Below are 26946 nucleotides of genomic sequence, written 5' to 3'. Positions count from 1 at the left end.
TGGGGTGTTCGCAAGGCACCGTAAGAATTTCTTCGGCGACAACGAAACAAACTTTTTGGAGGAATGCATTCCAACTATCTCGGGAGCATTCACATCTAGCGAAATAGAATTCGACTGGCCTGTCTTAACGGCATCATTTCCAGCGCTCCTAGAATGTCTAAAAGGGGCTGCATGATAAAATTTCTAGTCCATGCATGGGGTGAAAAGCTCTTTCATGATAAAGTACGCGTTTCGGGACGCCGCCTCGCTGATACCCAGGAACAGCCGTGTCGTGGATAATTGAGCTTATAAAATTGAAGATTAAACGCGTTAAAAGGGATCTTATGCAATCTTTAGCTATCTTGTTTTTTTCTGCAGTGGTTTTAGCTAGTCCCGAGGCTTCAAGCGATCCCTTGCTCAAAGAAGATGTTTCTGTGGTCCGTGCATCGTGTGCATCAGATGGCGTGTCGCAAGCAAAAAAACGATTTTTTTCCGTTACTTCAAAGCCTGCCGCATTTGGCGATTTGCCATATTTTGAAATTCGGTCGTTTAAAACCTCTAATTTTGTGCGTATTTACTATGAGCCTAAATTGTATGCGGCCGCAAAAATCAAAGCAGGTTGCCTGATCGGCCTCTTAGATCTACTAGCCCCAATTATTCCTGATTCTAGACGAAACGTTCATTGGTCGGCTATGGTAGTAACCACCGATGAAAAATATACGCCACCGCGAAAGAAAGACGAGCTACGGTGGGTTAACGTCCTTACGAATGGAAAATGGGATGATAAGTCGGTCTATTTTCTAATACATGCTATGCCTCATGAGGAAGTCCACTTGAGCCAAGCCCGTAGCAAGAGCGAGCTACCAAGATGGTTTTTGGAGGGGCACGCTGAGTGGGCTGCCTTGCACGTTACTCAGCAAATTAAACCAGAAATTGCTAAACAAAGACGTCAAGAATTGTCGACTGCGTTTTCTCAACTCAAATCTGCTCATCTGACGACCTGGGGCGGAATACAAGTGAAAAAGGAAGCGATCGATCGGCAATTAACACCTGAAGATCGGGAAAAAATGGCCAACGATCCCACGTACTCTCCCGCTGGTCCGTTCACTTTTGGTCCGGGTGATTATACGGAGGACGATGAGAACGAGTCGGGACGATATGGTGCCGCGCTTGCCCTATTCGATTATTTAGAGAAGCGCTATGGTATCGCTACTACGCATGTTTGGATAAGCAAGGTGATAGCGAGCGGCAATGCAGAACAGGTAACCGCTCTTGCCGAAGAGGTATTCGGACAGAGCATAAAAGAATATATAGAGTAACTGCTCCGAAACGAAAAAAGCGCGCCCTCAAGTCTGTAGGACACCTCGAGACCACGACGTTTGGACTTTCGAAACCGGCTGCACGCCGGATAACGATGGGGATCGCTTCGCGCCAACCTGGGGGGGGGGGGGGGGCTCTTTGCCATGGAAGGCAATGTACTGCGCACGGGTGAAGAGATAGAGGACCGTACCCGGTTGCGCTGGGCCGGCATTGTTGAAATCGCAGATGGCCGCCGGATCGTTGTCGACGCCACCGATGCCGCGGAACACCGTGCCAACGTTACCGACCTGCGGGTGCGCCTGGTTGAACCCTTTCTTGGCGCCGCCCAGTCCGCAGCAAAAGTGAAAGTGCGGAACTCCTTTTCGGTGATCAGATTGCGGCGCACAGCGCCCCCCATCGCATACAGAGCATAGTCATACGGAACCTCTCGATAAGTTGAATGTGATAGGTAGTGATGGGCTCGCTGCCACATTACTGCTAAGTTTCCAGAGACGCTATTCGTCAACGCGGGGGCGATTTCTCCGTCGCTCGCGATCAAAGCGGTGATCGCGGCCTAGCTCGGTGATACGACTGATACATTGGTGTGTGGCGCTCATGCGTCTGCCGGTATCCATTGGAGTTCAAGCGGGTCTTGGTAGCGGCATCGGTGGAGTCCGACGCCTCGGTCGCGCGCATGGCGTCAATGCCAACTTGGAATTCAGCTGTCCGCCGGCTGTATCAACAAAGACGCCTTGGAGTACCCGTATTGACGCGAGATGATAGCTTGTTGCAGGGTGATCGTGTAGCCAGCATCGTCTCTAGGCCATGGTCTGATCAATTCATATTTGAAAGTAGTTCGGGCCTCGGCTGGTCAAACGGCAAGCTGACCAAGTGAATTTTGATGGAGTTGATGTAATAGTATTTTGGATATGGTAATCGGAGGCGACTTCAATACGTTAATGGTGCGCTTTTCATAACCATAGATCGCTGCGTACACTCCCTAATTTCCGAGCCAAATGGCCGACGCATACCCAAATGCGTGCCGGTGAGACGGCTTCCAGATGCGCAGTTTCCTCGACTGCCAACACTACCACTTGCAGGGGCGTTTCGTCGAGGAAGTGTAGTAGATAGGACATTTGGTTATCCGGCACCTGTCCGGTAAGCAATGCATGCCGTAGTTGATCGCTTGTAAGTTCGCCAATGTAGCTAACACTCGCGTTTTTTGCCGCCATCCACAACCCGCATTTTTTCTCCCTGGCCTTGATCGATGGCAGGTCAAAACTGAGCCCGAGTAGCCTCAGCAGATTGACCAAGCGCCCGAAGCTCAAGTCTCCGATGGTCCCAACTTCAAGTTGCTGCACTGTCTGGCGCGACAGACCGGCAAATTTAGCTAAGCGTTGCTGCGTCAACCCGACGGCCAGTCGACGGACGCGGACTACTTTTCCGACTTCGGATATGTTCATGAGATGCCATTATGCGTATGTACAAAATATTTTATATCCATTTGCAGAGCCTACACTTGCTTAACGTAGCTGTTTGAACAAAGTGGCTTCGTCACTATATCGATTTGTCTTATGAGTGCGGTCAATGGGATGCATTCGCCAACCTCAATCGAATTCTGATGATGAAGCGATCGGAACACCTAGGTGAATACCATAATGTAAATCTTTTATAGTCGCGTTTTTAGTTGTTGTAGTCGCATATTTAAATACAATTGACACTTATTGCGACGGCGTACCGGCTCGGACAGTTGGCGAGTTCAGCTTTGCAAGGGCACCCAGCACGATTGACGCGCATGGCTGGCTATCCGCAGTGATCTTGCTTGAAAGGCGATGTGAAAATGAATCGGCGATACCGGGGCAGCTTGCTGTCAGTCGCTTGAACACCCCGTTCTCATGCCGGATTTGAGCGGCCACGTAGCGTAACCATGGTTTTAACTCATTTTCATTATTAAGCCGAAAAACCAACCCTTGGAATGCCTCCTCGGCATCCTTGGTTGTGCCGTCTTCAGCTGAGATTTTCCTTGGCCGCCGCGCAACTTCGACAATGTATGTTGGGCCGCCGGGCACTATCAAGCGAGCCACGAGAATACCGCGTAACAATGGGACGCTCGGGTCCATAAAGGGAAAACGTCGGGCTGTTGCCGTTGCATCGTCGTCCTCTTTGAAGGGCTCCAAAGCGATCAATTCTGGCACAGGGATTGTGCTGAAGCCGTCGGCAAAGGTGAACCACGACAATTCCTGCACAAATTCCGGTCTTGTCGTGTGTAAGTGAACCATCGCGTCCCACATGTCCCTCAATGTCCCGTGGGATTCAAAGACGGGCCGGGCATGAATTGAAGCGTAGCCTACCCCTTTTCCGGATCCGTAAGCGTCGCCGCCTGAAACGGTGGATACATCTGAAGGTTTCCCCCCAGCGCCGGCCTTTGTTGTGGCCTGCTCTGGCTTCACATTGATCACCGGGCGCGCATCGCCAAGCACTTCAAAATCAGGATCCTGGATTTCGATTGCGCCGGTATCGGCGTCCGGCTCCACGTCGCCGGTCAAGTCGATGATCTCAGGATATTTAAGCAGTTGCCGCACTGGCGCTCCTGCCCACGCTTCCGGGCTACCTTCAGGCGCTGGATTTTCGGCATCACGGCTGTTTTCGCGTGCACGCAGGACAAGCGCGCCCTTGGGGTCGCTCATCCCTAGCACCCTGAGAGCCAGGAAGGACTTTCCGTTATTAAAGGGGATCCCTTCTACTTTGAGCTCGGCAGGCCCCTCGTACCAGGGTCCAATGTCAATGAACGCAGGGTTCTTGCTTTTTGGATCGTAACTGGCCTCCAGCTTGGCGTTGATGCCTTTGGCCACAAACTGAGTGTACGGATCATATTTGGCGTGGGCGAGAAACACGACATCACCGTTGTGCAGGCGCCGCCGCAACCGGACCTGCCACTGTCCTGGCTCTTCAGGCGTATCCAGCGGCGCATAGAGCCGATTAGTAGCCGTGTCGCCTTGCCCGTCCCACGGGTAGGTCGCAAGCACTCGCTTCAGCTCGCCCGATCTGCCAAAGCAACGAGAGAAGAATTCGATACAAGGCACGATAAGTTTGCCCCCGTCCGGCAGTGCGAATTCGAGAAGTGAGTTCCTGTCTTTGTCGAGAAGCAGCGGATGTTCTTCCATTGGATAAGGCGGAAGGGCCTGCCGACGCTGTGCTTCCGCGAACGAAGTAAATCGCCATTTCCCTGGAGAGAAGTTAACGGCGAATTGTTTAGGCAGCAAGCTCGTTTCAGCACGGCAGCGGTCGTTTTGCCAAATTGAGCCGATGCGTATTTGGCCCAAGACTGTCAACGGGAGTCGCCTTTGAATGACGTCATCGGATAACATCCCATCCGTAATTTTCCGGAAGAGTACGAGAACGTGCGGTTGAGACAATGCCTTGGCATTTTTGTAGAAGCCTGAGTACCACCAAGCCATTACCTTCTCATCGGCCACATCAAGTGATTCTTTGAGTCGGATTACAGAATTGACGCGCCTAGTCTTGTGCTTCAAGGGAAACGGCATGGGATGCTGTCGCGCCAGCTCTAAGTCGGCCAAACCCAAGCTGAGCGCGAATATAGTTTACGGAAAGCAATTATCGCAGCTATTTCCAAAACGTCGCATTTATTTCAAAAAGTCACAGCCGCCACCCACGAGGGCCACACCGGACGCTGTCTGGTGCGGGGCACGATAGGGGCGACGTTTCCAGTGTTCCACCTTGAAGTGGCCGCTCAGCGAATGTACGGCGGCCGATTCCAGCGCCTCTTCATCGCTCATGGGCGGCAGCACGCCGGGGAAGCGGCTGGCCAGCATGGTCTTGCCCGCTCCCGGCGGTCCCACCATCAAGACGTTATGGCCACCCGCGGCCGCTACCTCCAGTGCGCGTCGCGCTTGCAACTGCCCCTGTACATCGGCAAAGTCGGGATACGCAAAGGCGTGCGCTGCCAGCACGGGTTGATGGCGCTGAAGGGCGGTGTGGCTGGCGGGCGCGGCAAAATGCGCGCAGACCTCGAGCAGGCTGTGGGCGGGATAGATGCAGGCATTGCTGACCAGCGCCGCCTCGTCCGCGTTCGCATGGGGCAGGATGAAGGCGCGTGGCGCGCCAGCCTGGCTGCGCTGCATGGCAAAGGTCATGGCCAGTGCGCCACGGATGGGGCGTAACTGGCCCGAAAGCGACAGTTCCCCCGCAAATTCGTAATGGTGTAATTGGTCACCTGGTAACTGGCCGGAGGCGGCCAGGATGCCCAGCGCAATGGGCATTGTAGTATGGTTGATAAGGTAGAATCGTTTAGCCGATTGCTTACCTAAAAATCTATATAAATCAATGATATATGGAGGTAAACTGAATTTTTATAGGAGACATATCCTAGCTTAATGTATTTTGACCTAAGTAAAATGGGTGTTTTGCTTGGATTAGAATACAAAGTAGGGTGGTCAGTCCGGCCGTGGAGCACCAACGTCATCTTGAATAGCTCTTCCATCATATCGACCACTTGATCGTAGACGTCTAACTGTCACATACGGCCGGTAGCGTCAAACTTCTTGTAATCCATTGGCACCGACGACTGATTCGAGATATTCAACATGCACCGGCCCGGCAGGAGCAGGGAGTTGAGCGCAATAGATAACCGCGAACCTCCATATATATCTGCATCACGGATCAGTGCACGGCCTTGGCTTAGACAAATCGCCCCATCTCCAACGATATTCAGTCGATCTAGTTTTTCGTTACGGCGGTGATGGTGTCATGATGTTCCGGTTTACCCCTGGCCGTGCCCCTAGGTTCATTGGCACATCTAACGCAGTTCAAGAACATGGGATGGCCCTTCGCCACGCTGCCAGCCATAGGCAGATCCATCAGGCAAAAAATCTTCACATCGGCACTAACGTGCTACAGGATGCGTTCCAAGACATTCATATTGAACGCTACGGAATCCATACAGTTTTCCTATCATTACATAGCCTTAGCCACCCTGCTGCAGGTACTAAGACCGACCTGCTGTGTTGCACTGGACCCGATGTGCTATTGTAATGAGGCATCTTGAACAGGGTTGACACACATGGTAATTCAACTAATAGAGACTCCTGCGGATTACGCGGCCGCAATCAAGGAAATCGATGCGCTAATGTCAGCTCAAGCGGGTACTACTGAAGGACAGCGCTTGGTGTGTCTAGCTAAACTTGTTCAGAAGTATGAGGCCAAACTTTTTTCGATTGACGGCCCTCCGGAGCACTACGGACGTTCAGCTTCTGGATTGCAAACGGAACCGTAGGTCTTCCTTTGCTTTATGGCCCGTAGATGCTCGCGTCACCCAGTGTGATGGAGCAAGCCTACGCCATCTTTGCAACCGTTATTGAGCTTTCCGACGAGGGAACGCCAGCAAACGAAAAATTTGTTGAGTATCGAGCAGCGCAATACATCCGCAGCTACTGTGATTCGACATACGTGGGCGATCCGCCGTTCGAAATTTGGGAGGTCGAATTATTCTAATATGGGCAGAAAATATTGAACTGCTGATCGCAAGCGTTGGAGACAGTCCGGTATGGGGTGACTCCGGTCTGTCGTGATCGTCTGTGATTTTCCAGCCTGACACGGTGATATACTGGGTAAAACGGCCGGGTTCCACCAGGAGTGGTCGGTCGCAGACCGCTGCTTTCGAGCAACCCCACTGACTAGAACGGCAGTCCATGCGAATTTCCTACGTCCCGCACATTGTCGGTGAAGCTGCAATGGCCCAAGTTTGTGGTCGCGGCGGCTGGTTTAGCGCTGGTATTACATGCTCCATCCCATGGCCCGAACAGGATGTCTGGCTCCAATACGATGGTGCCGAATACATCCTGCGAGGCGCGAAGCGCCCTGGCGACGACAAGCACCCCCCTATGCCGTGCATTCACACGCCTGCCCCGACGCAAAGGGACGAGGAACTGGCCCGGCTTTACCGATTCGTTTCTATCCTGGGCTACTTCATGGGCGGCTACGTAGACATTACGGGCGCGAATTGGGGTACTCATCCCGTCGGATACGTGGGCATGCCCGGCAGAGAACGGATGCTGACCATCCAGTGTGGAAAATTCAACTTTAACTGCAATCACATGCCCGTCGTCGAGGACGATCAAACGCGAAAGGCGCTGGCATTCTTGCGTGAAGGGCGTCGACTTCGCCACGTCCACGAGGCCTATTCGTACTTAAGTTTCTTCAAGGTGATTGAAAGCCAGTTTGAAGCTCGAGACCGCGTGAACTGGGTGACGGACGCGTTGGACAAGCTTACCGAGGAAGATGCGGTCAAGCGTATCAGTGAACTACGCGCGCAGAATATTGACGTGAATAAGCATCTCTACGATTCTGGACGCAGCGCAGTGGCGCATGCAAACGTTGGCCGAGACATTGTGGACCCCGACGTGCCTGCAGACCGCCGCCGTATCGTTGCTGATCTGCCCATTATTGCCGCACTCGCTAGGCGCTACATTCAATTCGACGCAGGGATCCCTGACTCTGCAGAGCTCTACTCGACACGCGATCGCACGCAACCTTGGCACGCCTTAATGACGCCGGAGGCCGTCGACAAGTTGAAATCAAGGGGAGTGATCGAAGACGTCGCGGGGCTGGGGGAGTTTGCAGAGACTAGGGTCACGGTGCGGCTGTGGCCTGAACCCCCGACGGAGCAGTTCAATAACATGTTATTCCTCGTCGAGGGCTGCGGGGAAGGCGTGCTGTTTTACATCGCCTTGAACGAGCGCCAGACTATCGTGTTTCGGTTCGCCATCGATGTAGCGAGCGACCACGTTCACACGCAGCTCGACAATAGAGGTTTGGTGAACCCGGAGCATGTCACTGAGAAGGATGTCGAGGACTTTACCCGCTACTTCCACAGCGTCATCGGCAACCGGACGGTGGAATTGTCTGTTGACGACGCCGTGCCTGTGGACTGCGACGTGGTGATACCGGTCAACATCATTCCGCAGATTCCCGAAGAAGCCGTGGCGCGAGCGCTTGAGGCCTTCCGATGTAGCAGGGCGCAACTCGCCTAGCGCCAGAACTGGAGAACCGGATGGCGGATTTTGTTTGCTTCAATTGTATTGAAGATTCCTGTTTGCGGCGGCGGCACTTAATGTCCCGTTTGCATTCCCCTCGCATATGTATCGGGTGCGGAAATACGGTAACGCATGCCATCACGGCCGCTGACTTGGCAGCACTTACTGAACCGGTACTTCGGCACCATTTCGAGATCGATCAGGACCTTTACCCAGGTTACGAGCTTTCTTTGCAGGCTATCGTGGGGCAGGCGCTTCAATGCAGCAAAAAGGCGGTTCTGGAAAAAATCGCGGGCCTACTGGAGGTTCACGACGATGACGACTACGACGATAATGCTGTGCCGGACAGTGAGCACTTTTACGCATCAGGCCAAACGTACCAACGGGCCAATAGCCCGTTTGACGATGAGGAGCATGAACGCTGGTATGTAGTGGGCGATTGGCATAACGCCGCTACACGGCTTATTCATGGCCGCAGGTTTTTCAACGGGGGGAGTACGCGAGCTCTTTGCTGGCATCCTGCAGGAAGCGCTTGCTGCAGGATGCATTGACGACGCGGGCCTCTGCCCAGTTGTTGAGAATGTGCCGGCGGGCTTCGGATTTTTCCGTGCGCGCGTGGCCAGAAATTTCGGCGAGGAACAGAAGTTTTTGACGGAGCCCGCTGTCGAATTGGGAGCGCCACCCAAGGAGCTTGCGACAAACGGCAGAATGAACCCTGCGGGCATACCGTTCCTATACGTAGCAGATGATCAATACACTGCCGTTGCAGAGGTTCGCCCCTCTATAGGCGACACGGTAGTGGTTGGAAAATTCAAGGCTACACAGCCATTGAAGATATTTGACCTGACGGCTCTCTCAGGTCGATTGCTCCATCAGCAATTGAGCTTCTTTGACCCGAATTACGAAACTCGAAGCCACCGACGAACTTTGTTGGGCTACCTGCATGCGGAAATCAGCCGACCTGCCAAAACAAATGATACTGATTACTTGATGACACAAGCGTTCACAGAGTACATCCGTTTTGAATGTGGCGAGGAGTTTGATGGGATAGCGTTTCGGTCCGTGCAGCATGCTTACGGGACCAATTATGTGTTGTTCGATACCGCGAGTGAGGAAGAATGAACTTGGGCGGGTTGGAAACCACGGTTTGACGTGGAAATTGTCCCGTCGGATGTGGTTGCCGTTGAGATTGGAGCTGTAGAATATACCGCGAACCCAAAAATGATTCTTGCTAGCCACCCATACACCGAGGGACTGGCTGGCTAGGACGTTTTTACTAGCTAGCTCTACATCTACTTCAGGAAATGAAAAACCATGGCGCGCGTTGACCTCACCGTACCGTTCTCCGAAAAAGAAGAGGCAAAACAGCTTGGCGCTCGATGGGATTCATCGTCGAAGGTTTGGTTTGTGCCGGATGGAGTGGACCCACATGCTTTTCAGCGATGGCTGCCGAGCCTGCCAGATGTCACGGTCCGAGCAAATAACTATAGCGTCGCTCGAACCGAGGATGCCTGTTGGAAGTGCGGCGACCTTACACTAATGTACAGCTTTTTATTGCCAGCCGGGTACCAGACTTTTGAGCAAGGGGAAGACTATGTCGACGCTTGGTATACCAACGAGGGGACGTCGATGGTTTCATACGTCACTGACCTTTTGCCCTCCGTCGCAGCAAGAATAAAAGCCATTACCCGGCACTACTACTTGGACTTTAGCAAGACAACCAATAGCTCCTACTGGATGAACCATTGTGAGCACTGCGGCATGAAACAAGGTGATTTCGCAATGCACTGCGAGCCCGGAGGCGCTTTTTTTCCGATGGACGAAGAGGCTCTTTCGTCCATCAAGCTTCAACCGGTGAGTGAACCGTTTAGCTGCAATGGAAGCACCTCTTTCGACAGCCTGATAGACGATCTCTAAGCTGCCGTTGCGATTATTACCTCGGCGACGAAGAGAGGGGCAACACTTCGGCAACTGCTGATTAGCTGTAAGTTAGCCGAAAGCCCAGTTAGCGTATTCTAATCAGACCGGCCACCGATTCCTGCTCAAGTGAGGTCACTAATGACGATGGACTATGTGAAGGTGACACTAGAAGGTGACGAACTGGTGGCCGTGCTGCCTGACGGTAGCACACTGGCCCACGCTGATGCGGTGCGGCTGGCCGAGCTGCTGCAAATGGAGGGCGTGAGCGCCGATCAGGTGCTGATGCCTGATTGGCGTGAGGGTGACAGCGCCCCCATGAATGGCCAGAAAATAGCTTTACTGGCCCAGATGCGGAAGGGCTACGCCTAAGGCTTCATGACAGTTACCGGTATCGGCCAGAAGCGGACTTTAAATTTCCATTTTTGAACAAGTGAATTAAGCGGATTCACGGTTCGAGCCAACGGCCTAGGCCACAGGAAAACTCATGCTCCTTTCTACGGCAGAAGACCTTGCAAAGTTCGTCGATGAACTCAAACGCGAGACCGACCGTGGTCTGCCCTTGGTGGCCGCCGCACTAATCGATGATCGTCTCAGTGAGACACTGCGTTCATTTTTCTGCGAATTGCCGAGCGCTGCAAAACTGCTTGATGATGGAAGTTCACCACTCAGCAGCTTCTCGTCAAGAATCGAAGCGTGCCATGCGCTGGGCCTTATCGACGAATTTGAATACACTGAGATCGGGCTCATTCGCAAGGTGCGGAATGAGTTTGCTCACCAGAAGCACGGCATGACTTTCTCAAGTCCCCGCATCCAAGGCTTGTGTTCTACGCTTAAATCTGATCTACCCCAAGGCGCTGGCTTTCCTCTTCAAGATCCAAGATTTCGTTTCACTAACGCAGTAGTTGTTCTCGCCTTGCGCCTTTATCATCGCCCTGAATGGGTGGCACTGGAACGTAGGAAGCCAAAGGCTTGGGTCGACCAAAGTGCCACGAAGTGGCGATCAGTCGAAGATGGCTTACCTCCGCCCGGGATGCCCGTCATCGTTATGGCGAAGCCTGGGAGCTAAAGGATGTTATTGCGTTGCGAATGTTCGAAATGGGGCGACTGCTGGCGTCGCCCTTGTTCTTAAGCATCTGTTTGCTCTGCCATTTCGAGCGCGTCATCGACCTCTGTCAATTTCCGGCATTAAGGCGCCACCCATTTCCGGCGTAATGGCGCCGCTTTGACCACCGATTTCAGGGGCTCAAACTGGGTTGCAAGGATGCTTGATTTCTGGCGTTTTTGCAACGTGGTTTTTTATGCGAATGGTATGTATTCGGGCACTCACTTTTTAACTATGCGCCCGACTCGGCATCCTGATTGCGGCGTGGCTCGCTGGGAGGGTTTTCCTCAGTGGGGCTAGACAAAGGTGTTTACTTAATTTTCGGCACCGGAAAGCTATGTTATTTTATTAAGGTATGAAAGTACAGTTCTGGCGACGCGCCGTTAAGGGCCACGCTGAATAGGCAACGTCAGCGTGAAGCGCGCACCGCCGAGTGGCGAGCGGTCGATGGCGATGTCGCCTCCGTGCAGCAGTGCCGCCTTGAGTGCGATGGCCAGACCGAGGCCATAGCCGCCGGCCGCGTGGTCCTCTTCGCGCGCGAGCCGGAAGAACGGATCGAAGACCTTCTCGCGCGCGTCCAAGGGTATGCCGGGGCCGTCGTCTTCGATGACGACCCGCACGCTCGCGCCATAGCGCGCGGCGCTCAGATCGATGCGCGACGCAGCGTATTTGGCGGCGTTGCCAAGCAGATTGTTGACGGCGCGCGCCAGCAGCCGTTGGTCGCCTTCGATCTCGCCAAGATCGGAGTCGATGCTGACGCTGTAATGCCGCGTCCCGGACGGCAAGGGCGCGCAGCCTTGCAGCAGCGGCGCCAGCGCGACCGGCCGCGTCGGCATCTGGCCTGCATGATCGAGCTGGGTCAGGTCTAGCAATTCATCGACCAGAGCCTTCAGTTCATCGACATCGGTGGCCATCGCACGAACACGTTGTTCCAGCGCCGGATCGCTGGGCGCATGCCGGTGCAGCAGCAACTCCAGTCCGAACTCGAGTCGCGCGATCGGCGTGCGCAGTTCGTGCGAGACCGAGCGCAGCAGATTTTTGCGCGCCTCGAGCAGCAGGCCGATACGGCCGGCCATGTCGTTGATGCGCACGGCCAGCGGCGCGATGATCGATCCGGGGCGCTGAGCGGCGCGCACGGCCAAGTCGCCCCGGCCGAAGTCGTCGGCGACGCGGGACAGCGCCTCCAGCTCGCGCCAGTGGCGGCGCGACCACCACCCGATCGGCACCAGCAGGAACAGGGCGATCACGCCGAAGCGGATCGCTTCCATGCAGAGCGCTTGGCCGATATCGATCGGCAGATGCCGTGCCAGGATCACGTCGTCGTCGCTGCCGACGTAGCGCGCGCCGTCGCGGTCCACACGCCGGTAGAAGGCTTTGCCGCCGGCGTCGATGACGATGGCGCCGCGCGCCAACTGGCCGCGTTTCGATTCCGGCAGCGCCGCCAGTGTGGCGCGCAGCGGAAGCAGCTCGAAGGTGACGCCGGAGACTTCGCGCACTTTGTTCAGTCGTACCAGCCACTCGTCGGCGCCGGCCTTGTCGATGTATTGCTCGAGCAGGAAGATCTGGCCGGTCGACTGGCGCCGCGCGATCTCGTCGAACGGGTCGCCGAACAGCCGCGCGAAGGTGAGGTAGATGACGACCGTGGCCAGGCCGATTGCCAGCAGCACCGGCAGCGCGAAGCGCAGGAACAGGTGGTTCATTCCCAGGCCGAGGGGCTGAACAGGTAGCCTTCGCCCCAAATGGTCTTGATGCGTTCGGAGGCGCCGTCGTCGAACTTTCGGCGCAGGCGCGAGACGCAGTTGTCGATGCTACGATCGAGGCCGTCGAACTGTATGCCGCGCATTTTGATCAAGATGTCGTTGCGCGACTGCACCTTGCCGGCCGCTTCCGCCAAAATCAGGAACAGTTTGAACTCGGCGCTGTTCATGGCCACCTCGCGCCCGCGCCAGAACACCGCGTGGTCGGCGCGCGAAATGCGCAGCGTACCCACTACCACATCTGCGTCGGCCGGCGCGCTGCCGCGCCGGTGCAGCGCGCGCAGTCGGGCCAGCAGCACGCGCGGCTGTATCGGTTTGTTGACGTAGTCGTCGGCGCCTTGTTCGAGGCAGGAGACCTCATCGAACGCATCCTCGCGCGCGGTCAGCACCAGGATCGGCACGGCGCTCAATTGGCGCAGTTGGTGGCAAACCACCATGCCGTCGGTGCCGGGCAGGGTCAGGTCGAGGATCACCAGGTCCGGCTGCGTGGCGCTGAAACGCTCGAGCGCGCGGTCGCCGCGGGTGACGATGTCGACCTCGTAATCAAACTCGCCCAGATATTCCTTGACCAGCGCGGCCAGGCGCGCATCGTCTTCCACCAGCATCACTCGCTGCATTGACCCTCCCTTTGGATCAACATTGTAGCGCCAGGCGAAGGGCGCGTGGTGAATTTGACAATCGCATACAGCCGCGTACATTTTCTATACAAACGCGGCCTACAAATTGAGGACAATTGGCAGACAGTCCGAGGGGGATTGGAGCCGCGGCCGGCGCTAACATTCGAGGCTCCTACTTCAACCCGGAAAAACACCATGAAAATAATCATTGCTAGCGCCGCCATCATCCTCGCCAACGCCGCCGTGTCGTGCGCGCAGGCTGAGGACCTGTACGTGGGCGCCAACATCGGCCCGCGCGCCGACGGCCACGTCGACCAGCGCGCTGACGGCGTCACGACCCGCTACGATGCCGTCACGCACCAGCGGCGCGCCGGCATGTTCGCCGGCTATGTGCTCTCGCCCGTCTGGGCGCTGGAGACGGGCTATCAGGGCTTCGGCGGCACCACCGATTTCCCCCTGGCCGGCGGGCGCATGGCGGTCGGTACCAAGCTGGCCTATCTGGCCGCGCGCGGCACCTGGCGGCTGAGCGATGACTGGTCGCTGTATGGCAAGGCCGGCGTGGCGCAGGGCCGGCTGAAGATCGATCTGGCTGGCGGCGGCGTCAGCGACGCCCGCACGGTGCACAAGAATGGCGTCTACCTGGCCGCTGGCGCGGCCTGGCGGGTGACCGGCGACGTGTCGTTGCAACTGGAGTTCGAACACACGGACAAGATCAAAAACGAGGGGTTCTCGGCGGACATGGAAAAAGTCTCGCTCGGCGTGCGCTTCGGCTTCTAAGGAAAACATGAACAAGCTGTCTCCGATGTTGGCAATACTTTCCCTGGCCGCGCTGCCGGCGTGGGCGGACGACGGCGCTGTCGGCATGATGCCCGACGGAAGCACCGATATGTACGTGGGACTGGCGGTGGCAACTCGATTGTCGGCGGGCGACGACCACGAGTCGGCGATGTCGCTGCGGCCGCTGCTCCAGGTCCAAGGGAGTAACGGCATCTTCGTCTCGGGCACCGGTCTGGTCGGCATGCATCTGTCACAGACGCCGGGGGTCGAATATGGGCCGCTGCTGGCGGACAGTAACGGGCGCGATCCGGGCGACAGACCACGGCTGGTCAACACGCATCCGATAAGGGGTTCGTGGGACGTCGGCGGATTCTATAACTACTATCTGGGCTGGCAAACGCGCATGCTGACCAGTATTACCTACGATACCAGCGCCCACGGCCTGGTCGCCGGGGTGGGACTGCAGAAGACGTTGGTCTCGGTGGCACCGCATCACACTATCTCGTTTTCCGTCGGCGCGAGGCTGGGCAGCGGCGCCGTCATGCGTGAACGGTACGAGGTGATCGGCGCGTACCGGCCGTCCGGCGGCTTGATGTCGTTAGGCGCGGGCGTCAACTGGAACTGGGAGTTGAACAACCGCTGGCTGGTCAACACCGCAGTGTCCGGCCAACGGCTGGGAAACGGACCAGCCGGCAGTCCGGCCGTCGAACGGCGCAGTGCCGTCGTCTGGTCCAGCGGGCTGGCATACCGGTTTTAAAGCGCAATGGTCAAACTTTTCCTGCTCTGGTTTGTCGTCGCCCCCGCGCTGTGTTGGGGGCAGCAGGCGTCGGACTGGATCAGCTATCGCGACGCCTACCGCGAGATGATCTGGTTTGAAAAGTACGGCAAGCCGAAGCAGTTTTTGCAGAACCACCTGCGCCTGCGCCCGCGCGACGGCGGCGCCCAGATGGAGGGCCTGCGACTGATGCTCAACAGCAAAACCGCGCGCCTGGATGTGCCGCTCGACGCGCTGGGACGTGCCGTTTTCCCGTTCTCCAAGGCCGCCTACGACGACAACGCCGAGCTGGAATTGAACCGCAACCCCGGTCAGTTCTCACATGGGGCGTGGGTGTCGATCATCACGCGTGCCGATGGGGTCTACGCGGTCGCCGACCTGCTGACCGCGTGCGAGCAGATCGTGGCCTACCTGCGCTACACCGGCGCGCCGCGCGGCAAGAGCTGCGCCGGCGTGCAGTTCGCGTACGCAAAGGGCGAGGTGGCGCAAGTGCGGGTGGCGCGAAATGGGGGGAGCGTGGCGCTGGCCGCTGTGGACGGCCCGGCTTTCCCGGGCGACGCGGTGACAGGCTTTCGTGTCTTCGTTTATCGCTTCGCCGCGTTTGGCGACGGCGTGCAGGTCGTCACCAGCAGCACGCCGCTGGCCATCGCTGCGTTGCTGGAGTAGCGCCACGATGTCCGACAGCCAGGAAAAGCGCGCACATGCCTATCCGCTGACGAGGAGGATTTGCAGCGGGCGGGACAAAGGCGTGGCCGCGTGGAAAACCTGACTGGATGGTGCGGGGGGCGACCCACGGCATTGCGGGCGCTGGGGCGGTGCCTCAACGCTGCTGACGACGCGCTTCATCATCGATCTGAGCGCGTGATGCCTTGGATGCCTGACCAAATGAAGAAGGGGAATTAGCACAGGGCGTAGCCCGTAGCGAATTCCCCTCATGTCGACCCATTTCAATTAAGTTTATAACTATTTATATAGTTTTCGAAGCTTAGTGATGAGGTGTCTTGCGCCCCTTGTCCGCTGGTGGCTTGGACTTCTCCGACGCCGGTGGCAGCGCACGGTAACTTTCCCCGTCAAGCACGATCTTGTATGCGCCGTGACGCAGGCGGTCGAGCGTAGCCGCGCCGATCATCTTGTTGGCCGCGAACGCTGCGCCCCATTCGTCGAAGTGCAGATTCGATGTCAGGATCGTGGCCGTTCTCTCGTAGCGCTCGGCGATCAGATCGTGGAAGTCCTCGTCCTCGGGTGGGCGCAACGGTTTCAGTCCAAAGTCGTCGATGACGAGCAGAGCGACCTTGCTGAGGTACTGCATCCGCCGTTCGTACGTGTCCATGGCCTGCGCGGCGCGCAGGCTGGCCATCAACTGGGTCTGGGTGATGAACAGTACATCATGGCCCTGGCGGGCGGCGGCGTGGCCCACGGCCTGCGCGAGATGGCTCTTGCCGGTGCCGCAGTGCCCGGCGATGAGCACCGCCACTTTCTCTTCGATGAAGCGACAAGTGGCCAGGTCGTGGACGGCGGCGCGGTTCAGGCCTGGCAGGCGGTCGAAGTCGAAGCCGTCGAGCGTCTTCTGATTGCGGAAGTTGGCGCGCCGCATGCGCTGCGCCAGTTTCTTCTGGTCGCGGCGGGCTACCTCGTCATGGATCAACAGGCTCAGAAACTCGGTGAAGGCGAGCTTGCGGTCGATGGCTTCGCGGTTGCGCGCCTCCAGCGAGTCGAGGATGCCGGACAGGCGCAATTGCTTGAGCAGGGAAGTCAGTTCTGGAATCGGATTCATGGTCGTTCTCATTGAAGGATGGTGTCGGTGGCGCGGTAGAAACGGCCGCCCTCGGTGTAGGTACTGGCCAGGGCGTCGAATGCCGCCAGCGCGTCTTGCTGGTCGAGGCCTTTTTCCAGGATGCGCTTGACCACGTTGAGGCCGGGCGTACCGTAGTGGTTGGCGCGCGAGCACGCCGCCTCCAGCCTGGCCGCGCCGTATTTCTGCTTCAGCCCCAGCACGCCCTGGACGGCGCGCATGCGGATCAGCACCTTGTCGCCGACCATGGCGGCGCACGCCGGACCCACGCGCTCGGCCTCGGCCATGCACCACCGCGTGTCCTTGAGCAGCCAGGCCTGCGCCGCCGGCGGCATGTGATCGGGCACCGTCTTGCGTTCACCCCGGTGCTTGCAGCGCACGTGGGTGGCGACCGGTTCATGCTCGAGATACAACGTCACCACGCCCTCGCCGGCCTTGAGCCAGAGCGCCTGGCCGACCAGCCGGAACGGCACGGAGTAGTAGTTGTACTCGTACTGAACATGGCTGTCGCGGTGGACCTTGCCTTGATCCATGTGGCCAGCTGCGGCGGCACGTCGGGCAGCGGCGCCAGCAAGCATTTCTCCACGTCGGCGAAGCGCGTCAGCGGCGCCTCGCGGGTCGTGCCGTGGATGCGGTTGCCTGCCTGGCCCAGTACCCATTCGTGCAGTTGCCGGTTGGCGTCGGCCAAGTCGCGGAACTCGCGCAGCGGCAGAAAACTGCCCTTGATGTATTTGACGCCGGATTCGACGATCCCCTTCTTTTGCGGATCCCTGGGCGGACACGCTTCGATCTTGAACCCGTAGCCCTCGGCGCATTCGCTATACGAGCGCTGCACTTCGGGCTCGTACACGCAGGCGCGCGTGATGGCGCACTTGGCGTTGTCGATCGTCACGCGCTCGACCACGCCGCCGAACCATTCGAATGCGCGGCGGTGGCAGCCCAGCCAGGTGGCGACGGTCTGGTCGCGCACGAATTCGGCGTATTTGTGGCGCGACCACGCCAGCGTCATCACGAAGAACCAGGTCTTGAAAATCTCCCCGGTGTGCACGTCGGTGATCGGCGGGCCGGCACCGAAATCGACCTGGGCCGCCTCGGCCGGCTTGAATTCGAGCCGCAGCGGCACGTCCGCCACCTCGTCGACGACCAACTGGTGCAGGAACCGATACACGGCCGAGTAGCTGCCGGTGTAACCATGATTGCGTACCAGCGTGGCGTGGATGGTCGTGCCTTGGACGCCGGCGGCGTACCAGTTGGCGACCTGCGTGCGCCAGGGCTCCAGCGTGGAAACGCAGGTACTCGGCAACGGCTCCTTGCGCACCAGCGCCGCAGCCAGCACCGCGTCGTCCGGCAGTGTGAGCTCGGGCGAAAGCCAGCCGCGCGCGGTCGTCAACTCGCGTACTTGGGCGATCTTCTTGCGCCCCATGGTCTTGGACCGGGCTATCTCCCGGTCAGAATCTCCCTGACGCATGCGCATCAGGATATGACGGTATTGATACATCTCGAACCTCCGTTTGGTCACGGCTTCTCCAGGCGAAATGCCGGGCAGTCTAGCCGATCAATGAAAGTTCGAGCTCCTGAACGGGGGCAAAGTGGTGCCTTAACTTAACGCCGATAACGTCGTGGCGCTATAACGGCGGCAATCTGCTGGCGCCTTAACGCCGACGATGAAATGGCTCCTTAGCGCCGAAAATTCACAACCTCAATGCCGAGATAGCGCACCGTACTCTTCAAGCGCGTGTGGCCTACCTACATCTGTACCGCTCGCAAATTTTTTGTGCGACGGCAGATGCCCTCAGTAGCATACATCGTTGACACGCAACTGGACCCAGTCGCAACCGGTTCTGTCGCATTGTTGATGAAACGGCGGAATTTTTCCGGCATGGCACATCGCCCCTCAAACAGGACGGACCTGGCACGCCAGGGCATAAAATTGGTCGGCGAACGACATCGCATCGGTTCCGTTGATTGCAAACTGGCCCTTGCGGATCATGTACATGAGCTCGACGCCGGCGAGCACGCAGTGGGCGGCGCGGAACGATTAGAAGTTCAGCATCGGCCTGGTCACCCGCTTGATGGCGCGATGGTCCTGTTCGACGATATTTTTGACCGCGAGTAAATTCTTTGGTTTGCTTTTGATTGTCCGCATGATTGACGTAAACCGGTAGAACCAAACAGTCTTCCATCACTAGCGATGAAAGTAGCTGGTCTCATATTTGCACAGATAGTATCGCTCCAAATCTCCTTAACTTCTACCATTTGCCAACGTTCGGCACCGTCTGCTGGCAGGAGCATTAAGATTTGCAGGATCTTTTTCTCGGTATCTTGACTAACATCCTTACAGAAATCGACAACGTCTTTCTCCCGCCAAAGCATGCATGTCTCGTCAATCCAGATATGGCCATCTTTGCAGCCATGGCAAATCAAGTAATATGGAACACGGAGTTCTAAACTAACTGCACGCCACATTTTCACATCGTCTTCTTGCAGTAAGGAAAGTTCCGCAACCTCATGACAATCCTTGGTTCTGAGCATCTTTTGTTCCTACTTCGTCATTTCAGGTTCAGGTAGACCATACTTTGCAGCCGCATCCCTCAGGCTCTTTTGATATGCATTCCAGTTACTAGTCGCATTTGCTTCTCTTGCATTTTCGCAGTTGATACCATCGGTGGTTTCTAACCAAATTTTCTGTTTACTTGGCGTCAACGCGCTAAAAGCATTCACTTCAAAGTCCTTGCACTTTGCCGTTACTACCTTCGCTTCATCAGGATGTCCGAGGTAGTACGCCTCAGTCTTGGGCTCGCTGCCATTAATCGACGTGTGTTCTTGGCACGCGAAAAGCGACAGCGGTAATAGTGTCAAAAAGAGCTTTTTTTTGAATATTTTTCTTGTCTTCATAAGATTTTGTAAAGTGATAAATTTCTCGAAATTTACCAATATATTGTGAAGACGAAATAATAACCGAAGACCAACATAACTCCCAATATATTGGGAGATTTTTTTTGGATCCAGCGATTGCTTTTGGTCTCGTGTTACGTACTCTTCGTAAGAAGGCGGGATTGTCACAGGAGCAACTTGCGCTTGAGGCAGGAGTCGAACGAAATTTTGTCAGCTTGATCGAGCGAGGGGTCAACCAGCCCACTATTCGGGTGCTTTTCAAACTTGCCAATGCGCTACAAATTTCTCCCTCTGAAATGGTCAAAGCCGTGGAGCAGCATCTCATAGCTACTCAGTTAATCTCAGATAAAACCCCGGTCTAATAAAAATCGATGGTAAGAAAGCGGCCAGCTGCTCCACCTCGCAATCGGGCCTACTGATGTGTAGAGTGCTGAAACGGCAGCAGTGAATCGATCTGGCTGTTTGCGCAGGTCGGCAAGTCTTCGAAGGTTTCGGTCAGTCAGCGCAGCGGATCGAGGCCGTTGAGTTGAGCGGTACCCAGTAAGCTCTGAATCGCAGCGGCGCGGCGGCCGACCCGTTCCGAACCGGCGAACATCGAATTCTTTCTGCTGATCGCGATAGGCCGGATAGCGTTTTCGACCGGGCTGTTGTCGATCGGTAGCGTGTCCGACGCGGCGTAGCGCAGTAGTCCAGGCCAGCGCTTGAGCACGGCGCTGCTGGACCGACTGACTCACCACTGTCATATCGTCGAAACAGGGAACGAATCTTTCCATTTCCAGCAAAGCAGCATGGATGCCAAGGGGCGCATCAGGGCAGGGAGCATAGGTGCAAGCGTGGGAAAGGAGCATCCCCGGAGGAGCCGTACTAAAAATTACGCTGCCGTTGATGTGAGTAATGGTATAAATCGTTTAAGTAAATAACTGCGGCGCAGTAAAGGGAGTGGGCGGCTGAATTATCCGCGTAGCTTCAAGCTGAAGGTGGCCGTCGAGGCGTGCACACCAGGCATATCGGTATCTCAGCTGGCACTGCACTATCACCTGAACGCCAACATGGTGTTCAAGTGGCGGCGTGAGTACGTTTGCATTTCTTCCACCATATTGAGAAATACCCACGTCTTGGCCGCCATCAAGGGGGCAGCTCAGCCCATACGCGTAGACTTATTATAAAATCGTCTATTTTTCAAAGGAAAGCCCCTCATGCGCCGTATTCTTCCATTGCTCTGCCTGGTTAGCCTCACGGCCGCCTCACGGGCCGCCGAAAATGCGTGGAGTCCGTTTGAATGGAAGCAAGTTGAAATCATTGCCAGCGCTGGCAAGATCAAAGCTGCCATCATCGTGCCCACCAAGGTGAATGGGGTTGAGTGCCTGGCGCAGCTTGATACAGGCGCGCCGAGCAATGCGATGTGGCGCAGGAAAGCAGATGCGAGTCTTCCAAAGGTGGACGCGGTGCTTGAACTCGCTGGCCGGAGCCTGACCGTCAAGGCGCGCGCACCGCAATTGGCTGGACTGGAGGGCGGAAAGTGCAAAGACGAGGTGATCGTTACGATCGGCAACGGGTATTTCGACGACGGCACGTTGACCCTGGACTTGAAGGGTAGCCGCTTTTCCTACACTCCCGCTGCGGTGCTGGCCAGCGTGCATGCCGCCCAGCCTTTCAACTACGCGCAGTGGTCAGGGACTGACGGTGGGCATGTCGTGGTTGAAGTCGGCTTGCCGAACGGCAAACTGGCCTACGCCTTGCTGGACACAGGCGCCGCATCGTTCAGTATTTCAGCGATGAGTGAAGGCGATTGGAGCGAACTGACCGGAGGCGTTCCGCTTCAGGCTAGCGCGACCGTGAGCGAGTACAAAGTCAACAGCTGGGGCAAAAAGATCGCCTGTTATGAAATGGCCGCGCCCGGCAGCATTAGCATAGGCCAGACACTGAACGTTGAGCACTTCCGCGCCTCATATTGCGCGTATGAAGCGTTCAAACCTGGGCAAAAGCTGATTGGGCTGTTGGGCCTGCGCGATTTGAACGAACGCGTGGTGACGCTCGACTACCGTTCGCGCCGCTGGCTCATCAGTAACTAGCCGACGACACTTTGCCGCCGCATACAAATCTTGGGACAACCAAAAATTGCAAATGAAATGAGGAGTGATCATGTCTCGCGCACTTAGACTTTGGCCGCTGCTCACCGACGCTGGCGCGCCATCGGCCATTGGCTGGGCATGCTGGACGAGATCGACGCTGATACCAAGGCCGTGCTGAACATGCTGGTCAGTTGCAAATAATGCTGGTTTTCGGTGATGGAATGCAGGTCGGCGCCGTTGAATGCAGGTTCATTCGCAGTTATCTCTGGTTTGAGTGGGCCGCTGGTCGCAGTTAATTCTGGCCGAAAAAGCCGCTGAATGCAGGTCGGACCGTTTTCGATTGCAGGTCGTTACACCTACCGAGGTCGCAAGAAAGCGCTAGTTGAAAACCAGGTTGTCGAGCTGCGCCGCCGCGCTGGTGCCGGCGAGCCAAAAGCCCTGCTTGCGCGGGAGTTCGGCATCAGCCGTGAGACACTGTACCAATACCTGAAAGTGATGCCGGCGGCTTGACCCGTTTCCATCTATTACCCCAAAAACTCATTCCCGCTAGTGATGCTAATAACGTGGTAGCGCGTCAATTAATGCACGAACCTTCTTAGCAAGCACGGTAACTTCGAACGGCTTCGTCAATACTTCCATACCCGGATCGAGCCGGCCATTGCCAACGGCCGCCGTATCAGCATATCCAGTAATGAATAGCACTTTAAGGTCGGGGCGTTGTACCCTTGCGGCATCCGCAACTTGCCGACCATTCATTCCGCCTGGCAATCCCACATCCGTAGCCAAAAGATCAATGCGCGTATTTGAGTTCAGTATCTGCATGCCGGTAGGGCCGTCGTGCGCTGTTAGTACGCGGTATCCAGCGTCAAGTAGTACCTCTTCGATGATGTCACGCAGGGCGCGCTCATCCTCAATAATTAACACTGTCTCGCCTAGGCCGGTCTCAACGGAAAACGCCTCAACTGGCTCGTCGGCTTCCGCCGCGCCGGCGTAGAGCGGCAGGTATAGGGACATGGTTGTGCCATACCCTATTTCAGACTGAACCCGCACATGGCCACCCGACTGGCGCACGAAACCGTAAACCATTGACAGTCCCAGGCCCGTGCCTTCGCCTAACGGCTTCGTTGTATAAAATGGATCGAAGATACGCTTTATAACTTCCGGCGACATGCCCGTGCCCGTATCGCGGACCCAAGTTACGACGTACTGTCCCGGCGGTATATCCCTCTCCTTAGCATGCTCGACGATTTCCATATTCGATGTGCCAATTACCAGTTGGCCGCCGCCGGGCATCATCGCGTCGCGCGCGTTGATGCATAGGTTGAGCAGTGCATTCTCGAGTTGCGATGAATCAACCTTCGTCAACCATAGATCTGGCGTACGAACTATTTCAAACTCGACCATTGGGCCGACCGAGCGGCGCAACAGCTCCTCCATACCAGCGATCAGGCGATTTGCGTCGGTCGCTTTAGGATCAAGCGTTTGCCGGCGGGAGAAAGCGAGCAGCCGCTGCGTGAGCGAGGCGGCCCTTCGCACGGAGGATTCGCCAATGTCGATGTATCGCTCCAGGCCACTGTACTGGCCACGTTGCATTTTAAGCTTGAGCACCTGCAGGCCGCCACTGATAGAGGCGAGCAGGTTGTTGAAATCGTGTGCTAGGCCGCCGGTAAGCTGTCCTACCGCCTCCATTTTCTGCGATTGGCGCAAAGCCTCCCGCGCCGATTCAAGTTCAGCCTCGCGAGCTTTGTTAAGGCTAAGGTCACGACCCACGGCAACGAAATTAGCGCCATCGAGTTCGGGCGTCACGGTCCACTCGATGTGCTTCCAGCCGCCGTCCTTCGTGGCGATACGATTCTCAAACCTGGCGGGTCGGTGCGTCTCGGCCATACGGGTGATCGCTTCTAAGGTGGAAGCCATGTCCTCCGAATGCATGAACTCGCTATAGGAGCGTGTGAGAAGTTCAGTTTCGCTCCAACCCAGAACTTGCGTCCAGGCGGGGCTGACGGCCGACATACTTCCATCATAGTTGGCTCGGGCAAGCATGTCCTGGGACAAGTTCCAGAGAAGATCACGCTCCGCTGTGCGAGCGGCCAGCTCCGCATCACGCTCCTTCTCGGCGGTGATATCCCGGCCGGTCGCATAGGCCATGTTTCCAGCGGGCGCCGACGTCCAGGAGATCCAGTGGATCTCACCGATTTTATTTCGGTAACGGTTCACGATCGAGGCATGACCGCCAAACGCTGCTTTCTCATAAGCATCAACTGTCGGAGCATGGTCGGATTCAATCACGAATTCATTGACGTGTCGCCCGACCAGCTCCTCGGACGCGTAGCCAAGCAGGACTGTCCATGCCGGGTTCACCCGACGGAAGTAACCTTTAAAATCGATGACGAGCATGAGGTCTGGCGACGTATCCCACATGCGGTCACGCTCGGCCGTGCGCTCGGCAACCTGAGTCTCCAGTGAATTATTGAGCTCCTGAAGCTTCTGTTCTGCGTGCGTGCGAGCAATAATATCTAATGTTTGCTGCCGTTTGGCGAAAACATGTTTCGTGGTCTCGAGGCAGACGCAGAAAAAGCCGGCGACTTTTCCATCCGCGCCACGCACAGGCGTGTAGGAAAAGGAAAAGTGCGTCTCTTCGACATATCCATTGCGCTCCATTTGGAGCTCGATGTCGTCCCAATACAGAGGCTCACCTCGATAAGCTTGCTCGACAAGCGGCAAGAGGTCTGCTTTGATCTCGTGCCAGACCTCGAGGAAGTCTTGTCCGAGTGCCGGGTGTTTACGGGCGAGTATTTCTGCATAACGATCGTTATAGAGGAGCATGCGCGCAGGCCCCCACACAAGAAACGAAGGTTGCTCAGACACGAGCATCATACCAATGAGCGTTTGCAACGATTGAGGCCAGTCCTCGATTCGGCCGAGCGGTGAGCTGGCCCAGTCATGGGCGCGAAACAGCGCGGCCATGACGCCGTCACCGTGTAGGAATTCCGCATTGGATGCCAACACGTCAGGCTGTATGAGCATTGAGCGACTCTTTAATCAAGTTAAATTGTAATTTTTACCGACCCGCAGGTTGCCGGAGTTAACTTTCACCCCCATCCGTTCAATATTCGAATGTCGCGACCGTATTATGCAGGCAAGCCAACGACTTCGTTGTAAGAATTTAGAGATTAATCGTGAGCCCTGTTTTGCCGGACACTTGTGAGGAGCACCAGCGGCTTAACCCGGTTTTCTGTTCCACTGCACCTGAAACCCCAATATATGTAGCGAAGCGTCTTTACGTGCGCTGAAATAACGAAAATCACTTTAAATATATGCGCTGTATGATGGCTCACCCCTTTAGATGCGACTGGCGCGGACTCGGGCTTACCTTCAGGGGCCACCGCAATGACACAAGTCCGTCTCTATACCTTTATCGACCAAAATCTGGAGCCCATTCTTCAAGCCTGGGAAGACTTCGCACGTACCATCGAACCGCCAGCGTTGTCCATGGACGACGAGGAGCTACGCGATCACGCGCGGCAGATGCTTCATGTCATCTCGAAGGATTTGGCGCTCCCGCAGACCAAGCACGAGAGTGAACAGAAATCGAAGGGCCTTGCAGAGCCTGAACATCAAGACACAGCAGCCGAGGCGCATGCCGAAGCCCGGCTGCTGTCCGGCTATACGGTAGTGCAACTGGTGTCCGAATACCGTGCCTTGCGCTGCAGCGTACTTAGCCTCTGGACTGCGCGAGATGAGCCAGAAAGCGCTACCAACAGGGAGGACGTCACTCGCTTCAACGAGGCGGTGGATCAGTGCTTGGCGGAATCCATCGCCCGCTACGAGCAGATGGTAAAACAGACCCAGAACATGTTTTTGGCCATCCTTGGTCACGACTTGCGTAACCCGGTGGGGACCATCACGCTAGCTAGCAGCTTCTTAATGGAAGCGGTCGACATCCCTGCGAAGTACGTGCTCGTGGCCACCAAAATGTTCAACAGCGCGCAACGCATGAGCCGGCTAATCAATGACCTGATCGACTTCACCCGTTCCCACTTGGGGCCTGGTATCCCGGTCAAGGCGACGCCGGCGAACCTGGCACGCGTATGCCGCGACGTGGTCGATGAAATGCGTACCTTGCATCCAGAACAAGTCATCGAGCTGGTGATGCCTCCGCATCTCGATGCCATCTTCGACGAGAGCCGAATCGCACAGGTGCTGTCTAATCTAATCGGCAATGCCGTCCAGTACGGCGACAATAGGGAACAGGTGGCCGTCACTTTGAGCACGCATGGCGACGATGCCGTGATTTCGGTAAATAATCGTGGGTCGGCTATCGCTGCCAAGGAAATGGCAGCGATCTTCGATCCGTTTGTCCGCATCGCGGCAAACCCAGGTCAGGGTGTTAGCGAAAGAAATAGCTTGGGAATCGGCCTGTTTATCGCGCGCCAGATTGCCCAGGCACACGGTGGGGAATTGCAGGTCGTGTCATCGGAAGGCGATGGCACCACTTTCACGCTTACCTTACCGCAGTTGCCCGAGCCGTTCACGGAGTAGCCCAAGCTGCGCAACGACCTGCGCCGGCCGATGATGGAGAAAATTGGCTACCGCACCGACACCTTCAACCTGGACGGCATCGCCGGCAGCCAGCGGGACTACATCCATTGGCTACTCGGTGTCAGCACCGGCAACAAGGCAGAGCCAAACATGTCTCACACGTGTCGCATCGACCCATGTAAGACGCGAAAAACGTATCAGCATGGCCCGCATTGGTACACCCGTACGGTACAATCGCCCAAAAGCAACTTCCGCTATCGGCCCAGGCTGTGTAAAAACTCAAATATAGTTGCATGTGGCCGAACTGCGCGTGGTTGCGGCCGTGTCGCGGGTTGACGAGGCGTTAGGAGAGCCGTTTCTGTTTTCT

At 56.4% G+C, this 26946-nt stretch carries 23 protein-coding genes and 5 pseudogenes; 16 read left to right on the top strand and 12 right to left on the bottom strand.

Features of this window, described 5'->3' with window-relative positions; all coding sequences use genetic code 11:
• Positions 1-266: 266 nt before the first annotated feature.
• Both ACQ4WN_RS24850 and ACQ4WN_RS24845 read left to right on the top strand, forming a co-directional pair.
• On the top strand, positions 267-1298 hold the full coding sequence (locus ACQ4WN_RS24850) for a hypothetical protein (protein ID WP_436553918.1): 1032 nt from the start codon (positions 267-269) through the stop codon (positions 1296-1298).
• Between the two features lie 144 nt (positions 1299-1442).
• The gene (locus tag ACQ4WN_RS24845) at positions 1443-1712 is read left to right on the top strand and encodes a hypothetical protein (protein ID WP_436553917.1); all 270 of its coding nucleotides are present in this window, start codon (positions 1443-1445) and stop codon (positions 1710-1712) included.
• A gap of 537 nt (positions 1713-2249) precedes the next feature.
• Here the strand turns inward: ACQ4WN_RS24845 and ACQ4WN_RS24840 are convergent.
• The 3 genes and pseudogenes from ACQ4WN_RS24840 to ACQ4WN_RS24830 form a co-directional block, all read right to left on the bottom strand.
• Positions 2250-2741 carry a helix-turn-helix transcriptional regulator gene (locus tag ACQ4WN_RS24840; RefSeq protein WP_436553916.1) on the bottom strand — a complete coding sequence of 164 codons (492 nt, stop codon included), beginning with the start codon at positions 2739-2741 and terminating at the stop codon, positions 2250-2252.
• 258 nt (positions 2742-2999) lie between these two features.
• Complete coding sequence (locus ACQ4WN_RS24835) at positions 3000-4862, bottom strand: hypothetical protein (protein WP_436553915.1); 1863 nt, start codon at positions 4860-4862, stop codon at positions 3000-3002.
• A 78-nt stretch (positions 4863-4940) separates the two neighbouring features.
• Positions 4941-5558 (bottom strand): annotated as a pseudogene (locus tag ACQ4WN_RS24830) (ATP-binding protein); the annotation flags it as partial.
• Between the two features lie 1039 nt (positions 5559-6597).
• Between ACQ4WN_RS24830 and ACQ4WN_RS24825 the strand changes: the two are divergent.
• From ACQ4WN_RS24825 to ACQ4WN_RS24800, 6 genes are all read left to right on the top strand, one after another.
• A complete protein-coding gene (locus ACQ4WN_RS24825; RefSeq protein ID WP_436553914.1) occupies positions 6598-6789 on the top strand; it encodes a DUF7677 family protein in 192 nt (63 codons plus the stop codon).
• Between the two features lie 197 nt (positions 6790-6986).
• Positions 6987-8327, top strand: coding sequence for a methylamine utilization protein MauJ (gene mauJ / locus ACQ4WN_RS24820; RefSeq protein ID WP_436553913.1), 1341 nt, complete (start codon positions 6987-6989; stop codon positions 8325-8327).
• Between the two features lie 471 nt (positions 8328-8798).
• Positions 8799-9452, top strand: a complete 654-nt coding sequence (locus tag ACQ4WN_RS24815; protein WP_436553912.1) for an RES family NAD+ phosphorylase — start codon at positions 8799-8801, stop codon at positions 9450-9452.
• 192 nt (positions 9453-9644) lie between these two features.
• Positions 9645-10247, top strand: coding sequence for a DUF5710 domain-containing protein (locus tag ACQ4WN_RS24810; protein ID WP_436553911.1), 603 nt, complete (start codon positions 9645-9647; stop codon positions 10245-10247).
• 141 nt (positions 10248-10388) lie between these two features.
• Positions 10389-10619 (top strand): hypothetical protein, encoded by a 231-nt coding sequence (locus ACQ4WN_RS24805; RefSeq protein ID WP_436553910.1) that lies wholly within the window; start codon positions 10389-10391, stop codon positions 10617-10619.
• A gap of 115 nt (positions 10620-10734) precedes the next feature.
• Positions 10735-11316: an MltR family transcriptional regulator gene (locus tag ACQ4WN_RS24800; RefSeq protein ID WP_436553909.1), complete on the top strand. Its 582-nt coding sequence runs from the start codon at positions 10735-10737 to the stop codon at positions 11314-11316.
• A 419-nt stretch (positions 11317-11735) separates the two neighbouring features.
• Here ACQ4WN_RS24800 and ACQ4WN_RS24795 read toward each other — a convergent pair whose 3' ends face one another.
• Together ACQ4WN_RS24795 and ACQ4WN_RS24790 are read right to left on the bottom strand one after the other, a co-directional pair.
• A complete protein-coding gene (locus ACQ4WN_RS24795) occupies positions 11736-13052 on the bottom strand; it encodes an ATP-binding protein (RefSeq protein WP_436553908.1) in 1317 nt (438 codons plus the stop codon).
• The gene (locus tag ACQ4WN_RS24790; RefSeq protein ID WP_436553907.1) at positions 13049-13726 is read right to left on the bottom strand and encodes a response regulator; all 678 of its coding nucleotides are present in this window, start codon (positions 13724-13726) and stop codon (positions 13049-13051) included. Before ACQ4WN_RS24790 ends, ACQ4WN_RS24795 begins: the two co-directional genes overlap by 4 nt.
• A gap of 195 nt (positions 13727-13921) precedes the next feature.
• On the opposite strand from ACQ4WN_RS24790, the gene ACQ4WN_RS24785 reads away from it, so the two are divergent.
• Genes ACQ4WN_RS24785 through ACQ4WN_RS24775 form a run of 3 tightly spaced genes read left to right on the top strand, consistent with a single transcriptional unit; the run spans position 13922 to position 15944 of the window.
• Positions 13922-14503, top strand: coding sequence for a porin family protein (locus ACQ4WN_RS24785; RefSeq protein WP_436553906.1), 582 nt, complete (start codon positions 13922-13924; stop codon positions 14501-14503).
• 7 nt (positions 14504-14510) lie between these two features.
• On the top strand, positions 14511-15260 hold the full coding sequence (locus tag ACQ4WN_RS24780) for a MipA/OmpV family protein (protein ID WP_436553905.1): 750 nt from the start codon (positions 14511-14513) through the stop codon (positions 15258-15260).
• A gap of 6 nt (positions 15261-15266) precedes the next feature.
• The gene (locus ACQ4WN_RS24775) at positions 15267-15944 is read left to right on the top strand and encodes a hypothetical protein (RefSeq protein ID WP_436553904.1); all 678 of its coding nucleotides are present in this window, start codon (positions 15267-15269) and stop codon (positions 15942-15944) included.
• Positions 15945-16263: 319 nt separating this feature from the next.
• Here ACQ4WN_RS24775 and istB read toward each other — a convergent pair whose 3' ends face one another.
• The 5 genes and pseudogenes from istB to ACQ4WN_RS24750 all read right to left on the bottom strand — a co-directional run bounded on the left by istB (position 16264) and on the right by ACQ4WN_RS24750 (position 19965).
• A complete protein-coding gene (gene istB / locus ACQ4WN_RS24770) occupies positions 16264-17052 on the bottom strand; it encodes an IS21-like element helper ATPase IstB (RefSeq protein WP_436553903.1) in 789 nt (262 codons plus the stop codon).
• An 8-nt stretch (positions 17053-17060) separates the two neighbouring features.
• A pseudogene (istA, locus tag ACQ4WN_RS24765) lies at positions 17061-18568 on the bottom strand (IS21 family transposase).
• A gap of 396 nt (positions 18569-18964) precedes the next feature.
• A pseudogene (locus ACQ4WN_RS24760) lies at positions 18965-19177 on the bottom strand (DDE-type integrase/transposase/recombinase); the annotation flags it as partial.
• Positions 19132-19602, bottom strand: coding sequence for a hypothetical protein (locus ACQ4WN_RS24755; protein ID WP_436553933.1), 471 nt, complete (start codon positions 19600-19602; stop codon positions 19132-19134). The gene ACQ4WN_RS24755 and the pseudogene ACQ4WN_RS24760, both read right to left, overlap by 46 nt.
• Positions 19603-19611: 9 nt before the next feature.
• Entirely contained in the window at positions 19612-19965 is a 354-nt protein-coding gene (locus ACQ4WN_RS24750) for an EexN family lipoprotein (RefSeq protein WP_436553902.1), read from the bottom strand.
• A gap of 104 nt (positions 19966-20069) precedes the next feature.
• On the opposite strand from ACQ4WN_RS24750, the gene ACQ4WN_RS24745 reads away from it, so the two are divergent.
• Positions 20070-20327 (top strand): helix-turn-helix domain-containing protein, encoded by a 258-nt coding sequence (locus tag ACQ4WN_RS24745; RefSeq protein WP_436553901.1) that lies wholly within the window; start codon positions 20070-20072, stop codon positions 20325-20327.
• Between the two features lie 50 nt (positions 20328-20377).
• On the opposite strand, the pseudogene ACQ4WN_RS24740 reads toward ACQ4WN_RS24745, so the two are convergent.
• A pseudogene (locus tag ACQ4WN_RS24740) lies at positions 20378-20674 on the bottom strand (IS66 family transposase); the annotation flags it as partial.
• Between ACQ4WN_RS24740 and ACQ4WN_RS24735 the strand changes: the two are divergent.
• The 3 genes and pseudogenes from ACQ4WN_RS24735 to ACQ4WN_RS24725 form a co-directional block, all read left to right on the top strand.
• Positions 20664-20885 (top strand): annotated as a pseudogene (locus ACQ4WN_RS24735) (ATP-binding protein); the annotation flags it as partial. The pseudogenes ACQ4WN_RS24740 and ACQ4WN_RS24735 sit on opposite strands and share 11 nt — an antisense overlap.
• Positions 20886-21161: 276 nt before the next feature.
• On the top strand, positions 21162-22037 hold the full coding sequence (locus ACQ4WN_RS24730; protein WP_436553900.1) for a pepsin/retropepsin-like aspartic protease family protein: 876 nt from the start codon (positions 21162-21164) through the stop codon (positions 22035-22037).
• 318 nt (positions 22038-22355) lie between these two features.
• On the top strand, positions 22356-22547 hold the full coding sequence (locus ACQ4WN_RS24725) for a helix-turn-helix domain-containing protein (protein WP_436553899.1): 192 nt from the start codon (positions 22356-22358) through the stop codon (positions 22545-22547).
• A gap of 45 nt (positions 22548-22592) precedes the next feature.
• On the opposite strand, the gene ACQ4WN_RS24720 is transcribed toward ACQ4WN_RS24725, so the two are convergent.
• Entirely contained in the window at positions 22593-25064 is a 2472-nt protein-coding gene (locus tag ACQ4WN_RS24720) for a PAS domain-containing hybrid sensor histidine kinase/response regulator family protein (protein WP_436553898.1), read from the bottom strand.
• 363 nt (positions 25065-25427) lie between these two features.
• On the opposite strand from ACQ4WN_RS24720, the gene ACQ4WN_RS24715 reads away from it, so the two are divergent.
• On the top strand, positions 25428-26579 hold the full coding sequence (locus tag ACQ4WN_RS24715; protein ID WP_436553897.1) for a sensor histidine kinase: 1152 nt from the start codon (positions 25428-25430) through the stop codon (positions 26577-26579).
• The last annotated feature ends 367 nt before the right edge of the window (positions 26580-26946 follow it).

The organism is Janthinobacterium pasteuri (assembly GCF_051380775.1).
In the GTDB taxonomy this organism is placed as follows: Bacteria; Pseudomonadota; Gammaproteobacteria; order Burkholderiales; family Burkholderiaceae_D; genus Janthinobacterium.
This window is presented reverse-complemented; position numbering and strand designations above follow the sequence as displayed.

Bases quoted from the DNA above. Each gene is read 5' to 3' on its own strand.
- ACQ4WN_RS24785 (WP_436553906.1), top strand. From the start codon at position 13,922: ATGAAAATAATCATTGCTAGCGCCGCCATCATCCTCGCCAACGCCGCC.
- ACQ4WN_RS24755 (WP_436553933.1), bottom strand. From the start codon at position 19,602: ATGCTCAGAACCAAGGATTGTCATGAGGTTGCGGAACTTTCCTTACTG.
- istB (WP_436553903.1), bottom strand. From the start codon at position 17,052: ATGAATCCGATTCCAGAACTGACTTCCCTGCTCAAGCAATTGCGCCTG.
- ACQ4WN_RS24840 (WP_436553916.1), bottom strand. From the start codon at position 2,741: ATGAACATATCCGAAGTCGGAAAAGTAGTCCGCGTCCGTCGACTGGCC.
- ACQ4WN_RS24730 (WP_436553900.1), top strand. From the start codon at position 21,162: ATGCGCCGTATTCTTCCATTGCTCTGCCTGGTTAGCCTCACGGCCGCC.
- ACQ4WN_RS24720 (WP_436553898.1), bottom strand. From the start codon at position 25,064: ATGCTCATACAGCCTGACGTGTTGGCATCCAATGCGGAATTCCTACAC.
- ACQ4WN_RS24815 (WP_436553912.1), top strand. From the start codon at position 8,799: ATGGCCGCAGGTTTTTCAACGGGGGGAGTACGCGAGCTCTTTGCTGGC.
- ACQ4WN_RS24750 (WP_436553902.1), bottom strand. From the start codon at position 19,965: ATGAAGACAAGAAAAATATTCAAAAAAAAGCTCTTTTTGACACTATTA.
- ACQ4WN_RS24825 (WP_436553914.1), top strand. From the start codon at position 6,598: ATGCTCGCGTCACCCAGTGTGATGGAGCAAGCCTACGCCATCTTTGCA.
- ACQ4WN_RS24715 (WP_436553897.1), top strand. From the start codon at position 25,428: ATGACACAAGTCCGTCTCTATACCTTTATCGACCAAAATCTGGAGCCC.
- ACQ4WN_RS24805 (WP_436553910.1), top strand. From the start codon at position 10,389: ATGACGATGGACTATGTGAAGGTGACACTAGAAGGTGACGAACTGGTG.
- ACQ4WN_RS24795 (WP_436553908.1), bottom strand. From the start codon at position 13,052: ATGAACCACCTGTTCCTGCGCTTCGCGCTGCCGGTGCTGCTGGCAATC.
- ACQ4WN_RS24725 (WP_436553899.1), top strand. From the start codon at position 22,356: ATGCAGGTCGGACCGTTTTCGATTGCAGGTCGTTACACCTACCGAGGT.
- ACQ4WN_RS24845 (WP_436553917.1), top strand. From the start codon at position 1,443: ATGGAAGGCAATGTACTGCGCACGGGTGAAGAGATAGAGGACCGTACC.
- ACQ4WN_RS24780 (WP_436553905.1), top strand. From the start codon at position 14,511: ATGAACAAGCTGTCTCCGATGTTGGCAATACTTTCCCTGGCCGCGCTG.
- ACQ4WN_RS24775 (WP_436553904.1), top strand. From the start codon at position 15,267: ATGGTCAAACTTTTCCTGCTCTGGTTTGTCGTCGCCCCCGCGCTGTGT.
- ACQ4WN_RS24810 (WP_436553911.1), top strand. From the start codon at position 9,645: ATGGCGCGCGTTGACCTCACCGTACCGTTCTCCGAAAAAGAAGAGGCA.
- mauJ (WP_436553913.1), top strand. From the start codon at position 6,987: ATGCGAATTTCCTACGTCCCGCACATTGTCGGTGAAGCTGCAATGGCC.
- ACQ4WN_RS24790 (WP_436553907.1), bottom strand. From the start codon at position 13,726: ATGCAGCGAGTGATGCTGGTGGAAGACGATGCGCGCCTGGCCGCGCTG.
- ACQ4WN_RS24800 (WP_436553909.1), top strand. From the start codon at position 10,735: ATGCTCCTTTCTACGGCAGAAGACCTTGCAAAGTTCGTCGATGAACTC.